11 protein-coding genes are annotated in these 13,956 nt (G+C 42.0%); 5 read left to right on the plus strand and 6 right to left on the minus strand.

Features of this window, described 5'->3' with window-relative positions:
- Nucleotides 1-184: 184 nt before the first annotated feature.
- From F994_RS09945 to cysM, 4 genes are read right to left on the minus strand one after another with little or no spacing between them, the layout of a single operon-like run.
- A complete protein-coding gene (locus F994_RS09945) occupies nt 185-2,491 on the minus strand; it encodes a RelA/SpoT family protein (RefSeq protein WP_004650237.1) in 2,307 nt (768 codons plus the stop codon).
- A gap of 17 nt (nt 2,492-2,508) precedes the next feature.
- Nucleotides 2,509-3,912 (minus strand): 23S rRNA (uracil(1939)-C(5))-methyltransferase RlmD, encoded by a 1,404-nt coding sequence (rlmD, locus tag F994_RS09950; protein WP_004650238.1) that lies wholly within the window; start codon nt 3,910-3,912, stop codon nt 2,509-2,511.
- Between the two features lie 6 nt (nt 3,913-3,918).
- The gene (locus F994_RS09955) at nt 3,919-4,740 is read right to left on the minus strand and encodes a 3'-5' exonuclease (RefSeq protein ID WP_004650239.1); all 822 of its coding nucleotides are present in this window, start codon (nt 4,738-4,740) and stop codon (nt 3,919-3,921) included.
- 23 nt (nt 4,741-4,763) lie between these two features.
- The gene (gene cysM, locus F994_RS09960) at nt 4,764-5,693 is read right to left on the minus strand and encodes a cysteine synthase CysM (protein WP_004650240.1); all 930 of its coding nucleotides are present in this window, start codon (nt 5,691-5,693) and stop codon (nt 4,764-4,766) included.
- A 153-nt stretch (nt 5,694-5,846) separates the two neighbouring features.
- Between cysM and F994_RS09965 the strand changes: the two genes are divergently transcribed.
- The 5 genes from F994_RS09965 (at nt 5,847) to rsfS (ending at nt 11,780) form a co-directional block, all read left to right on the plus strand.
- On the plus strand, nt 5,847-8,657 hold the full coding sequence (locus tag F994_RS09965; protein WP_004650242.1) for a GacS-like sensor histidine kinase: 2,811 nt from the start codon (nt 5,847-5,849) through the stop codon (nt 8,655-8,657).
- 125 nt (nt 8,658-8,782) lie between these two features.
- On the plus strand, nt 8,783-9,571 hold the full coding sequence (locus F994_RS09970) for a crotonase/enoyl-CoA hydratase family protein (protein WP_004650243.1): 789 nt from the start codon (nt 8,783-8,785) through the stop codon (nt 9,569-9,571).
- A 35-nt stretch (nt 9,572-9,606) separates the two neighbouring features.
- Nucleotides 9,607-10,473 (plus strand): NAD(P)-dependent oxidoreductase, encoded by an 867-nt coding sequence (locus F994_RS09975; RefSeq protein WP_004650244.1) that lies wholly within the window; start codon nt 9,607-9,609, stop codon nt 10,471-10,473.
- 33 nt (nt 10,474-10,506) lie between these two features.
- Nucleotides 10,507-11,301 carry a hydroxypyruvate isomerase family protein gene (locus F994_RS09980; protein WP_004650245.1) on the plus strand — a complete coding sequence of 265 codons (795 nt, stop codon included), beginning with the start codon at nt 10,507-10,509 and terminating at the stop codon, nt 11,299-11,301.
- A 77-nt stretch (nt 11,302-11,378) separates the two neighbouring features.
- Nucleotides 11,379-11,780: a ribosome silencing factor gene (rsfS, locus tag F994_RS09985; RefSeq protein ID WP_034697033.1), complete on the plus strand. Its 402-nt coding sequence runs from the start codon at nt 11,379-11,381 to the stop codon at nt 11,778-11,780.
- Between the two features lie 102 nt (nt 11,781-11,882).
- Here rsfS and F994_RS09990 read toward each other — a convergent pair whose 3' ends face one another.
- Together F994_RS09990 and F994_RS09995 are read right to left on the minus strand one after the other, a co-directional pair.
- Nucleotides 11,883-12,491 (minus strand): hypothetical protein, encoded by a 609-nt coding sequence (locus tag F994_RS09990; RefSeq protein WP_004650247.1) that lies wholly within the window; start codon nt 12,489-12,491, stop codon nt 11,883-11,885.
- Between the two features lie 11 nt (nt 12,492-12,502).
- On the minus strand, nt 12,503-13,837 hold the full coding sequence (locus tag F994_RS09995; RefSeq protein WP_004650248.1) for an ammonium transporter: 1,335 nt from the start codon (nt 13,835-13,837) through the stop codon (nt 12,503-12,505).
- Between the last annotated feature and the right edge of the window lie 119 nt (nt 13,838-13,956).

A 13,956-nucleotide genomic window follows, 5' to 3' on the forward strand; every position in this document is an offset into this window, starting at 1 on the left:
CGGGATTATAGCACCTGTCATAAAATTTACACAAAAAGTATCTTGTACTCATTGAATTACATATATTTATCATTTTGATTTAATTCTATATTTATTATTTTTAGCCCATAAAATAATCATTCATAAAAAAACCAGCAACCTGTGTTGCTGGTTTTTCAACTATCACTACTTAAAATTTGGCTGATTAATTACCTTGTACCAAACGGCGTGCACTAATAATCCCCGGTTGTTGCTCCAAACGTGCCAACAAACGTGATAATTGTGCTAGACCTTTGACCTCAATCAATAATTTCATATTGGCAATACCATCTGATTCTGAAATGGTATTGACCTGACGAATATTAATTTGATCAGAAAAAATGACTTGGGTTAAATCTTTCAACAAACCACGGCGGTCATAGGCTTCCACCACAATTTGCACGCTTTGACCACGCGTCGGCTGCATTTCCCAATCGGCTTCTACCGCACGTTCAGGTTCTTGAGTAATCATCCGGCTATAGTCTGAACATGCAATTTTATGAATGCTCACCCCACGATTAAGTGTGATATATCCACCGATCGATTCACCATGCACAGGTTGACAGCATTGAGCAATATGCAGTTCCACATTATCCAAACCATCAATCAGAATGCCATGCGCAGAAAGTGTATGGCTGGCACGTGGATTCAAGGTCGGTTTTAGCACCAGTTCAGGTTCATCCTGCCCCAAATGCATATGGCGATTCACTTGATTGATCAACGAGTGCAAACTAATATCGCCATTGACCAAACCAATCAGAATATCTTCACCCAATTTGACATTGAAGTGATTGCAATAATCACTTAAATCAATACTTTTGGGATGAATAGCCAAACGTAAAAGTTCTTTATTCAGAATTTCACGGCCAACTTCCAAGTTTTTACTACGATCTTGCTGTCTAAACCAATGACGTAATTTATCCCGCGCACGCGAAGTCTTAATATAACCCAGTGAATTTACTAACCAATCACGATTCGGATCACGATCTTTTTTGGTTAAAATTTCAACTTGTTCACCAGTTTTTAACGTGTAGGTTAATGGCACATAGCGCTGATTAACACGCGCGGCATAACATTTATTACCCACTTCGGTATGCACATGATAGGCAAAGTCTAAAACCGTTGAACCACGTGGTAATTCTTTAATATCACCATCACGGCTAAATACATAAATTTTTTCAAAGCCTTCAAAATCTTGAATTTGTTCAAAATTTTCAGCATCTTCACCCGATTTATGCGCACTGGCATCATTACGTTCTTGATAATGTTCTAAGACTGCGCGTAACGAATGTAAGCGGTGATTAAAGGAATGATCGGTGTTCTTGCCACCTTCCTTATAATTAAAATGCGAACAGACCCCAAGTTCAGCTTCTTCATGCATGGCCTTGGTACGAATTTGCACTTCCAGCGATTTATTTTCTGCAATAACCGCGGTATGTAAAGAACGATAACCGTTGGCTTTCGGATTGGTAATGTAATCATCAAACTGATGCGGAATATGTCGCCAAATTTGATGCACAATACCGAGTGAGTGATAACATTCAGGCACGCTTTTGACCAAGACACGTACCGCACGAATGTCATACAACTGGTCAAAACTCAGGTCTTTACTTTTCATTTTTCGATAAATCGAATAAATGTGCTTAACCCGTCCCGTAATCTCCGCTTCTATATCATAGACAGCCAGTTCTTTTTTCAATTTATCAATGACAAATTGAATATATTGCTCGCGCTCTAAACGTTTTTCATTTAGTAACGAGGCAATTTCTTTATAGCGTTCTGGTGCTAAATAACGAAATGCTAAATCTTCAAGTTCCCACTTCAGCTGTGCAATGCCTAGGCGATGTGCCAGTGGTGAATAAATGGTCAGAATTTCACGAGCTACACGCTCTTGACGTTCTTTAGAAGAGTTGGCCAGTTCCCGTAAAGCATAGGTACGCTCTGCCAGCTTAATGAGTACGACACGCACATCTTCGGTCACAGAAATCAGCATTTTATAAATGCCGCTTAAATGTTCGCGCTGGTTGTTATTAAAATGATCTTCTAAACGTTTGTTCTTTTCAATCAGTTCTGAAAGTTTCCCCATAGCCAATGTCCCTTGGACTAGACTATGGACTTGCTCGCCAAAATGTTCACGAATTTCTTCAAGCGTCATCACGCCTTCACGAACACTTCGATACAACATCGCCGCAGATAAGGTGTCTTCATCAACATGTAAATGTGCCAAAATATCAGCCATTTCAATACCGGTATAAAAGGTATTGGAACGATGATTAACCGTGGTTTGCAGCTCTTTATGTAAAGTTAAATGAGCAACTTCTTCGAGTTGTTCAAGCGTTGCGCCATCTAAGATGCCACGAACACGATTCAGCCATTCGGTTAAATCATGTCGAGCTTGTTCGGCATGTTCTACAGTCGCTTCCTCTGACAGCTCATTGAGTCGCCCAGGAAGTTGCTCACGTACTGTGACCATACCCTTCTCCTACCTCTTTACTTATCATATTCTAAATCGTTTATTTCATTGTATTTTTCGAATAAGGCAATAGACTCAACATGTCCCGTATGGGTAAACATATCCATTACCCCAGCCTTTTTTAATCGATAGCCATGTTGTACCAACACACCAGCATCACGTGCCAATGTTGCAGGATTACATGACACATAAACGATTTTCTTTGCACCAAATTTAGGTACATAATGCATTATTTCCTCAGCACCCGCACGCGGAGGGTCAATCAATAATGCATCAAATCCTTGATTTGCCCAAGAATGATGCGAAAAATCTTTTGTTAAATCTTGTGAATAAAAATGAGCGTGAATTATACCGTTAATTTCAGCATTTTCCGCAGCACGGCGGACCATTTCTTCACTTCCTTCAACACCCACCACTTGTCCAGTTTCACCCACACAACGCGCCAGCGGTAAAGTGAAGTTGCCTAGACCACAAAATAAATCTAGAACGCGCTCTCCTTGCTGCAATTGAAGCAAATCACATGCCAGCTTCACCATCTGTGGATTAATTGTCGAATTGACTTGGGTAAAATCAAGCGGACTAAAGCCAAACTTGAGATCAAAATCATCTAAATGATAATGCAAACGCATTGCAGCCGTTGGATCATCCACACGATGCAAACTCTCTGCACCTTCAGGTTGCAAATACAACTGCCACTGTTTGTTTAACGCAAATTGTTTTAATTGGTTGACATCCTGTTGTGATAATTTTTCAGTATGACGAACCAGCAATGCAATCTCATCATCGCCCATCGCCAATTCTATATGACCAATGGCTGCTTTGGCTTTTAGACTTTGGAGTAACTGTTTCAATGCAGTGATGGAACCAAATTCACGATCCAGTACCATACAACGGTCAATCGAAATCAATTTATTGCTTTGGTTCTCACGAAATCCCACCACCAATTTGTCTTTATGTGGAAGATAGCGCACCCCAATACGGGCTTTACGGCGGTAATCTTCACGGCTTGAACGTAAAGCAGGGAGCCATTGCTCAGGCTGAATGCCAGCAAAATGTTCTAAATGCGATTTTAAAACCTCTTGCTTGAGACGAATTTGTTCATCTAACTGAATGTGCTGCATATTACAGCCACCACACACGGTAAAATGCGGACATTTCGGCTCAATACGTGTTGCAGCAGGTTCACTTAATAACGCTGTACTATCCGCTTCTTCTAAACGTTTAACCACATTGGTAATTTGCGCAGTAACGGTTTCACCCGGCAAAGCATAACGAATAAATACTTTTTTGCCTTGCTTCTCACTCGGATGATCAGGGTGTGATCCATAGTGTGCTATCCCCCGTCCTTCATGTGAAAGTGACTCAACCTGAAAAGTATAAATCGGCTGTTGAGCTGGACGGGGCTTGGTTCTATGTTTCATGAATACCTAGAGTGTGGGAGAGAGAAAGTCTATCGATGTAAATTCAGTACGCTGTGAAGTTTCACGCCATACTGCTAAAAAATCGCGATGTTGAGGTTGGGTGGATAAAAATTGAATGGTGCGCTGAATAACATCACGATAATCATTCATTAACAGCTGACCTTTCAATAACGACCAACGCAAATAAATTAACCAGGTATTCAGTACATCACCTTCGCAATATGCAGTCAGTTTTTGCCATTCTTGCTGACGTACATATTCGGGTACATGGTAAGCGCCATCACCGCGTTTACCGGGATACCCTAGTAAATGTGCGATATCATCCAGTTTTTGAAAATGTCGGCCATTAAACATGGCCATCACATCCATTAAATCCACATGACGATGGTGATAACGGTTCTGATAGTTATTATAGCGCTTTTGCTGATCAATTTCGCCTTGATCAAATAAACTTGGCGCAGACAAACCATGATACATGGCGCGAAAAAGAATCACGGGCAAATCAAATTGTGAACCATTCCAACTGACTAGCGTCGGATGTCGCTTATCAAAAATAGAGAGGAATTTGGTTAAAATTTCAGATTCACTGTGCTGTTCTCGACTAAACGAGAACATTTTCATGCCGCCCTGCTCATCTAACCATAAGCCAGAAATACACACGATCTCATGCAAAGCTAAGCGTTGAAAATCCATGCCCGATTCTTGACGACGCAATTTAATTAAGGCCTGTTCTAAATCTGCTTCGGGCAAATCTAAACCATACAAATGCGCCCCCGATTTTAAATCGGTTAAGGTTTCTATATCGAAAATTAAAACAGGTAAGCGCATGTGAAACTCACAAAATTGCAGATTTATTCAGGGTCTTGAACTGAAAATAAACCTGTAGAAAGGTAACGATCGCCACGATCGCAAATGATACAGACAATAACCGCTTCAGGATTTTCTTGCGCCAATTGAATAGATGCCCAAACTGCACCACCGGATGAAGTCCCCGCGCTAATGCCTTCTTTTTGCGCCAGTTTACGCATGGTTTTTTCCGCTTCAATTTGTGGAATATCCATAATGCGGTCAACACGACGACGATCAAAAATCGTAGGCAAATATTCTTCTGGCCAACGACGAATGCCAGCAATGCTTGAACCATCCGAAGGTTGCAAACCCACAATTTGAATCTCGGGGTTCATTTCTTTTAAGTATTTAGAAACGCCCATAATGGTGCCCGTTGTGCCCATTGAACTGACAAAATGCGTGATTTTCCCACCCGTTTGCTGCCAAATTTCAGGACCAGTGGTGAGATAGTGCGCTGCAACATTATCTGGATTACCAAATTGGTTCAGCACTAAACCTTTGCCTTCTTTTTCCATCTGCAAGGCAAGATCACGTGCGCCTTCCATGCCTTGTTCTTTGGTCACTTCAATCAGTTCAGCACCATAAGCCCGCATTGCATCTTTACGTTCTTGGCTCATGTTATCAGGCATAATTAAGGTCATTTTGTAGCCACGCATTGCGGCAACCATGGCTAAGGCAATCCCTGTATTTCCGCTTGTCGCCTCAATTAACGTATCACCTGGCTTGATTTGACCACGCTTTTCAGCTTGCATAATCATGTTATACGCAGGACGGTCTTTAACCGAACCGGCCGGATTATTGCCTTCAAGTTTTGCCAGTACTGTTGCTTGAGTGTGACTTGCTAGACGTTGTAAACGCACTAAAGGAGTTTTTCCTACATAGTGATCTAACAAAAATTCGTCTGCTTGAAAATCAGGGGAGATATTACTCATTATTTGCACCTAGATCGAGGTGCGCCTATTGTATGAAAAAATGCTAGGCGCTGCACCCATTTAACAGGCTTTTTATTGAAAGTGATTAAAGCGCAGTCAGTTTCAAATAAAGCATGCTAAACTGCCATGCATAGGAAATAAACTGCTTTAACCATGTCAAATATCAATAAAAAGTTATTTAAGCGTCTACACTTAAATCATGCTTATGGACAATTAATTGCACTAATTTTTGTGCCAATTACGATTTTGGCATGTGTTGGTGCATTGTTGGTTTTATCCGAAACGTCAAATGCATCACGTGCGCAGCAAAAACAAATGGCGATTGCCATTATGACGCGCTACCAGCCCACCGCTGAAGCTGCACTCGACTTACTCAATCGTTATCCTTGGCAATATGATCAAGCGCGTAATGCCATGCAAAGCATGTTAAATGAAAAACATGTCATTCGTGCCGCGATTATTGACCCCAAAGGTCGAAACCGTTTAAGCATTGGTTTTCAAGACCAAGACCCTTGGCCTGCAATTCACTCCAAAGCCTCTTTTGCTGGCCCTATTTCCTATAATAAAAATCATATTTACGCACTCAATATTAATGAAAATACACCATCACCTGCACAACTGGTGATTGAACTCGACAACCAGCCGCTCGAAATTGCACGTTATCGTGTCATGATTGTACTGGTGGCGACCGGTCTCCTAACTTTATTGCTGCTGTTATTATGTTTGAATTTTTATTCACGCCGCTGGATTGCACCAATGTACGAAATTCGGATGCAATTACAACGCTTAAATGCCGACACACTCGATCAGCACATGGTCATTAACAGTACCGGTGAATTACGTTTACTCCAGCGTGATATTGCCAATGTGGTCAAGCGCCTGCATTTTAGTTTTTTAGAATTGAAAGAACATACCGAACAAACTGAAGATGATTTACGTCGTACTTTAGACACCTTAGAAGTGCAAAATATTACCTATCGTCAAGCACGTGACCAAGCCATTTCAGCGAACCAATCGAAATCGGTGTTCTTGGCCAATATCAGTCATGAATTACGCACCCCATTAAATAGTATTGATGGCTTTATTCATTTGTTGCTGCGCCAAGGCAATTTAAGCAATGAACAAAATTTATATTTGCAGACCATTCGTAAATCATCTGCCCATCTTTTGGCCCTCATTAATGATGTGCTTGATTTCTCCAAAATTGATGCTGGTAAATTAGAATTAGAAACTGCACCCTTTGACTTAGAAGAAGCCATTTTTGATGTGATGGATATGCTCTCGCCCTTGGCTGCACAAAAGCATATCGATATGGCCTTTTATTATGCCGACAATATACCGACCCAAATGGTCGGTGATGCACTACGTTTCAAACAAATTCTGACCAATCTCATTTCCAATGCCATTAAGTTCACCCCAGATGGTGAAATTATTGTCCGTGCACGGATGGAACATGATGATATTGGTCACTGTTTATTACACTTTAGCGTACAAGACAGCGGGATTGGTTTAAGTGGTACAGACCGGAAAAAACTGTTTGAATCCTTCTCGCAAGGCGATGCGTCAGTCACCCGCCAGTTTGGGGGTACAGGTCTAGGTTTAGCCATTTCTAAGCAGCTGGTGCATTTAATGCAAGGCCAAATTGGCTTTGAAGATAACCAAGAACGCGCACCGACTGAAAAAGGCTCGACCTTCTGGTTTACCGCTCGATTTGCGGTGGATGAGGAGATTGAAATTGAACATCCAAACTTTAATAAAATGCAGGTGGTGTCGTATTTAGCGCATCCTGCAACGGCAAATATTTTACGCCATTATCTGGAAAATTATGATGTCTATCATGTCGAAACCAGCTCAATTCTAGATTTATTTAGTCAACTGAAACGGTTCTCGGAAAGTGATGAAAATACTTGGCTGATTGTCGATCATAGTGGTGATGGCGAAGCATTATTAAAAGAAATTCGGAATCGTTATACTGGCAACATTGCCGTCTACGGTTATCAAATGGCGCTCGACCCCAACATGTTAAGCGAGTATCGGGCGCGACCACTATATCAACCGCTCAGTCGCAGCGCATTAATTCAACTGCTCAGCAATCAACCTATTTTTGAGCACGATATCCATGAAGAATTTAATGGACAAGGCCTACATGTGCTTGCGGTAGATGATCATTTACCGAATTTAATTGTTTTAGAAGCGCTATTGGGTGAACTGAATGTCAAAACCACCAAAGCCTTAAGTGGTCAAGAAGCGCTTGAAATTATTCAAAAGAGAATTGAAAAAGGTTTGGCTGCTTTTGATGTGGTGTTCATGGATATTCAAATGCCGGTGATGTCCGGTATTGATACCACACGTGCGATCCGCTCGCTAGAATCGACCTTAGACAACCATAAACGCCTGCCGATTATTGCATTAACGGCGCATGCACTAGCAGACGAAAAACAAAAACTGTTACAGGTCGGTATGGATGATTACGTCACCAAACCGATCCAAATGGAACAAATTATTCAAATTTTGACCCATTGGACGTCAGAAAGCTTTAAAAAAGCCAAAGTTGCCGATAAAGCCATCCTGATTGAAGCACTCGATCCCGATATTTTAGATTGGCAACAATGTTTGCAACTGGCTGCCAACAAAGAAGATTTGGCGATTGATTTACTAAAAATGTTGGTCGATAGTTTCCCAACAGAAATCAATGAAATCCAACAGTTGATTGAATTGGAAGATTTCCCGCAACTCGAACACGTGCTGCATCGTTTATATGGCGCAACACGCTACGTGGGTGTGCAGAGCCTACAAGAGGTTACAGGTGGATTTGAACAATTTGTTTCTTCTTTACGCAAAGAACGGCGTAAAGCAGATGAAAGTTTTATTCAAGAGACGCTCAAACGCTTGGATGAATTACAGTCCGTGATTCAACTGGTCGAACAAGCAGCGCAGCAAATTTTAAACAAGACAAATCTCTAGGGTCTGATGCAAATCGCGGCAGTAGCGTCTAGATTTAGATGTGACTCTACTGTCATGTATCATGGCATGTATCCGAGAAATGACCGTGTTATGCTCAAAACAATCTAAAAATAGAGATCTATCTCATGGCGTTACTTCGCATAGAAAAAAACAATGGCATCGCAACCGTGTCTTTAAACCGTCCAGAAAAACGCAATGCCATGAGCTTTGCATTGCTACGTGAATTGGTCAATGCAGCCAATCAAATTAAAAAAGACCGTTCGATTCGCTGCGTGATTTTAACCGGCGAAGCCCATGTCTTTAGTGCTGGGATTGACCTTGCCGATTTAAATGCACCGAAAAATACTGCCTATGCGGCATGGGAACTGATTAAACCGGGACAAAGCCTATTTCAAAAAGCCTTTCTCATTTGGCAAGAACTGCCTGTGCCTGTGATTGCGGCTCTTGAAGGATATTGCCTCGGTGCAGGCATGCAATTGGCACTGGCTGCGGATATTCGTATTGCCCATCCTAATACCAAAATGTCCATTATGGAAAGTCGCTGGGGCTTGGTTCCAGACATGGGGCTGACGCGTTCCATTAAAGGCATTATCAGTGTCGATCTTGCAAAAGAACTCACCTTAACCGGTCGTATTTTCGATGCCACTTATGCCAAAGAAATTGGTTTGGTGACGCATTTAGATGAATCGCCAATCAGCAAGGCCCAAGCCATTGCAGAAGAAATGTTACAACGCTCTCCTGACGCACTGACCGCAGCCAAACGCGTCCTTGATGCGATGGAACATGAGCCAAAAAAATCTTTACGCCTAGAAAAAATCTGGCAACTGAAATTACTTTTAGGTAAAAATAGTAAATTAGCGCGTAAAAAAGACAAGAACCCCGACGTTCAATTTTTACCGCGCCAATATAAGTAAAATATTGAAATCACAGCATTGTGCAGAGAAAACACATGAGTTTTGATCGTAATACAAAAATTGCATTTTTAGGGATGGGGCTGATGGGTAGCCGAATGGCAACTCGACTCATTCAAGCAGGTTTTACAGTAGCCGTGTGGAATCGAACCGCATCAGCATGTGACGTTCTGATTGATATGGGTGCAATTGCATTAGAGTTGCAAGATATTGGGCAATATCCGGTTATTTTGACCTGTTTGGCTGATGATGCCGCGGTGCAATCTGTTTATGATCAAATTCAAGCGCAGTTATGTGCTCAGCAAGTGATTGTGGATTTCTCTAGTTTATCGGTCGATCAAACCAAAGCCTTGGCAGGGCAAGCGCAACTGCATCAAGTACAGTGGATTGACTCCCCTGTCTCGGGTGGAACGGCGGGTGCTGAACAAGGCACACTGGTGATTTTTGCTGGCGGTGATCTACAAACCATTCAGGATTTGTCGCTGATTTATAACGTGCTTTCACAACGCATCACCCGAATGGGTGAAACTGGTACAGGGCAAGCCACTAAAATTTGCAATCAACTGATTGTGGCTGCAAACAGCACCTTAATTGCTGAAGCGGTTGCCTTAGCCGCTCAAGCAGGCGTAGATACCACTTTGCTGGCTCCGGCATTGGCAGGTGGATTTGCCGACTCAAAACCGTTTCAAATTTTAACCCCACGTATGGCGACCCATACTTTTGAACCTGTGCAATGGAAAGTGCAAACCCTATCCAAAGACTTAAATAATGCGGTTCAGCTGGCCGAACAATTCAATTTAAATATTCCCGTTGCAAAACAAGCACTATCACAATTGCAAAGCCATCAAAATAAAGGCTATGCTGAAGCTGATCTTGCAACAGTGATTCAACTGGTTGAATCTTAAGCAGGTCACGTTTAACCGACAAGGAGTAAAGGCATGATTAAGTTGGCTATCAATCTATCGATGATTTTTACTGAAGTGCCCTTAATTGAGCGCTTTGCTCTGGCTCAGGCTCAGGGTTTTAAGCATGTTGAAATTCAATTTCCGTATGAACTCAGCATTGAGCAAATTCAAAGCCAACTCACCATGCATGACCTTACTCTTTGCCTGATTAATCTGCCTGCTGGTGACTTAATGCAAGGCGGCGATGGTTTGGCCGGTGTGCCGGGAATGGAACTGGAGTTTCACCGTGGTTTAGAACACGCCATTCAATATGCAACTGCGCTCAATGTGCCTAGCGTCAATATTTTAGCGGGTAAACAGCCGCTCGATTCAGACCTACTGCCTTGTTTAAATACTTTATCAAGCAATCTTAAACTGGCCTGCCATCGGTTATCCGCTCATCATATTCAACCTGTTTTTGAAATGATTAATAGCACCGATATGCCGCGCTTTTTAGTGCAAAATATTGCTCAAGCGCAAGAAATGCTAGAAGCCGTGCAACACCCTGCGCTTAAAATGCAATATGACTGTTACCATATGGCGATGATGGGTGAAGATGTACTAGAAGCCTTAAAAGAAAATATTCACGATATTGGGCATATTCAATTTGCTGACTGCCCCGGACGTCATGAACCCGATACTGCACAAATACATTTTGCAGAAATTTTTCAATGGCTCAATCAAAGTGCATACAGCGGCTATATTGCAGCAGAATATAGACCACAAGCCCATTCCAGCCATTCCTTTGCATGGAAAGATAAATATTTTGCAAAACATCCGCAAAGTTAAATTATGAACAGAATTGAAATGCGGCACTAAAACCGCTATATTACACGATGAGTTATTGTCCGGAAATAAAACCCTTTATGAATTTAGAACCATCGCCCAGCGCTTCTAATTCTCTCGATCTCGCAATGAATTCTCAAGCTCAAGATGTACAAGCTTGCTTAAAAGTTGTACATGAAGCCCTATTAGATGTAAAAGCAAAAGATATTCTTGAAATTGATGTTAGCGCTATTAGTAATGTAGCCGATGCCATGGTCATTGCTAGTGGCACATCAACGCGTCACATCAAAGCCCTTGCAAATAATGTTGCTGAAGAAGCACGTAAAGCAGGTTTTCGCCCTCTCGGTGTTGAAGGTGAACGTGATGCAGAATGGATCTTAATCGACCTTGGTTTTGTGGTTGTTCACGTTATGCTTCCAGCGGCACGTAAATTTTACGACCTTGAAAGCTTATGGCGTGCCACTCCTGAATCGATAGCGTAAAGTAAAAAAGCGACCTTAAGGTCGCTTTTTTCATCTTAGAGCTTCTGTTTTATTGATTACTGACCAACAGCTTAACCACAACAGCCATATGATCCATTACAGCTATAATAATTGGTGTAAATCAACATCGGGATATTTGCTTTTAATTTCCATTTTCGCCCTTGCATAGACTTGATCTGCCTTGGTTGGCCCATAAAACTCACAATAACATTCATAGATGAGGGTAATCACTTGGGCATAAAGCGTGAGTGGTAAAACATCGATAAAAGCAGCATCATTTATTTTTACCGATGTCTCAATCGCTAAGCCCATCGTCTGCAGCTGTTTTTTAACCTCATCATTAAAGTCATCTAAATCGGTTGCTGTAACAGTCAACATCACCGCATCAACCAAGGCAAGACAAGCATCGGCAATCGCTATTGAAATAAGCTCTTCTGGCTCTAGCTGCGGTTTGATTTCTAATAAAACCTGCTTCTCAATAGCCGACATTTCAGACAGCACTTTTTTCAACATCTCTTTGCGATAAAAACGCAATTCATCGGTATTACAAATTTCACTTAAAAAGCGATTGAGCACAAAAGAAGGCTGATCTCCATATTCTTGCTCCCAATAATTCAGTACACGCTCCAATACCGTGCCATTCATATAGTGACTAAGACCACGTTCAATCGCTTGTTTCTTTTGTATCACACTGAGTAATTCATTCGGCATCGTTCAACTCCTTAGTGACGTTTGGTCAGATCATCCGTTTCAAAGGTCACATCACGCTGAAATTCTGGATAAGATAGCTCAGCATGTTCGGTATAATCTAACCCATGTTGTTCATGCTGTTTACTCACACGCAAGCCGCCTAAAAGTTTGTCGAGCACTTTAAAGACCACGAAAGCAATGCCGAACCCCCATATAAATGCAGCGGCTACACCTAAAACCTGAATCGAAATAATATGTGAATTAAACAGATCTGCTTCAAAAAATAAGCCGGCTGCCACCGTTCCCCATGCCCCACAAAAACCATGCACCGTGACCGCATCCACCACATCATCCAGCTTTAATTTTTCCATGAAGCTTGGCATGACACTGACAATCAAACCTGCGGTTAAACCTGTGATGACAGCAAATAATGGCGACATGGTTGCACAGCCTGCGGTAATTCCGACCAAGCCGCCCAATGAAGCATTGATGGTGGTCTTCATGAGAATCGCTTTACCACGAATTAAGGCATACAACATATAAGCCACTGCGCCAGAGCATGCAGCCAAATGGGTATTGAGGGCAATTCGACCAATACTGACACTGGCATTTACTGTTGATGCTGCATTAAAACCAAACCATGCAAACCAAAGGATAAAACCACCTAAAGCAACTAACGGTAGGTTATGCCCAGCCAAATGATGACTTTGTCCATTTCGTCCAAAACGTCCTAAACGAGGACCCAAGACAATAATACCGGCCAATGCCACCCAACCACCAATTGAATGCACCACCGTTGAACCAGCAAAGTCGATAAAACCCAAAGCCTTTAACCAACCTTGACCATCAAAGAGACTGCCCCATGCCCAACTGCCAAAGATGGGATAAATTAAACCACTCACCACCGCCGCACTGACCACATAAGCCACAAAGTGAATACGTTCAGCCATAGCACCACTGGCAATGGTGGTTGCCGTTGCCGCGAACATCATTTGGAAGAACAATAAGTTCCAATGCCAATCATCCATCACGTTGGGTGCAAAATGACTTGTCCCAATCCAACCTGAAGCGTTAACGCCAAACATTAGACCAAAACCGAGTAACCAAAAAACCAGCCCCCCCAAACAGGCATCCATATAATTTTTCATCAAGACGTTAACGGTATTCTTACTGCGTACAGAACCGCTTTCGACCAATGCAAAACCAGCCTGCATAAAGAAGACCAGAATCCCGCCCATGACCACCCAGACACTATCGAGAGACAAACGTATTTCTTGAATATTTTCAGCGGTTGCCGTGACATTATTTGCAAAGGTTGGAAAAGATATTGCCATCAGCAGCAGAGATAAATACTTTATTCTTTTCATAAACTTTCCCCTAAAATACTCTTAAAAGCAAAATTGATGCCACAAACCAAAGCCATGATTTATGTGCAATTTCATCTTTTGAAGCAGCCTTCTTTTAGGGAACTTTGTTCAAGATAGGT

This window comes from Acinetobacter bohemicus ANC 3994 (assembly GCF_000367925.1).
GTDB classification, from domain to species: domain Bacteria; phylum Pseudomonadota; class Gammaproteobacteria; order Pseudomonadales; family Moraxellaceae; genus Acinetobacter; species Acinetobacter bohemicus.

Coding starts and splice junctions, on each gene's coding strand:
- F994_RS09975 (WP_004650244.1), top strand. CDS start 9,607: ATGAGTTTTGATCGTAATACAAAAATTGCATTTTTAGGGATGGGGCTG.
- F994_RS09955 (WP_004650239.1), bottom strand. CDS start 4,740: ATGCGCTTACCTGTTTTAATTTTCGATATAGAAACCTTAACCGATTTA.
- F994_RS09995 (WP_004650248.1), bottom strand. CDS start 13,837: ATGAAAAGAATAAAGTATTTATCTCTGCTGCTGATGGCAATATCTTTT.
- F994_RS09980 (WP_004650245.1), top strand. CDS start 10,507: ATGATTAAGTTGGCTATCAATCTATCGATGATTTTTACTGAAGTGCCC.
- F994_RS09990 (WP_004650247.1), bottom strand. CDS start 12,491: ATGCCGAATGAATTACTCAGTGTGATACAAAAGAAACAAGCGATTGAA.
- F994_RS09970 (WP_004650243.1), top strand. CDS start 8,783: ATGGCGTTACTTCGCATAGAAAAAAACAATGGCATCGCAACCGTGTCT.
- cysM (WP_004650240.1), bottom strand. CDS start 5,693: ATGAGTAATATCTCCCCTGATTTTCAAGCAGACGAATTTTTGTTAGAT.
- F994_RS09965 (WP_004650242.1), top strand. CDS start 5,847: ATGTCAAATATCAATAAAAAGTTATTTAAGCGTCTACACTTAAATCAT.
- F994_RS09945 (WP_004650237.1), bottom strand. CDS start 2,491: ATGGTCACAGTACGTGAGCAACTTCCTGGGCGACTCAATGAGCTGTCA.
- rlmD (WP_004650238.1), bottom strand. CDS start 3,912: ATGAAACATAGAACCAAGCCCCGTCCAGCTCAACAGCCGATTTATACT.
- rsfS (WP_034697033.1), top strand. CDS start 11,379: ATGAATTTAGAACCATCGCCCAGCGCTTCTAATTCTCTCGATCTCGCA.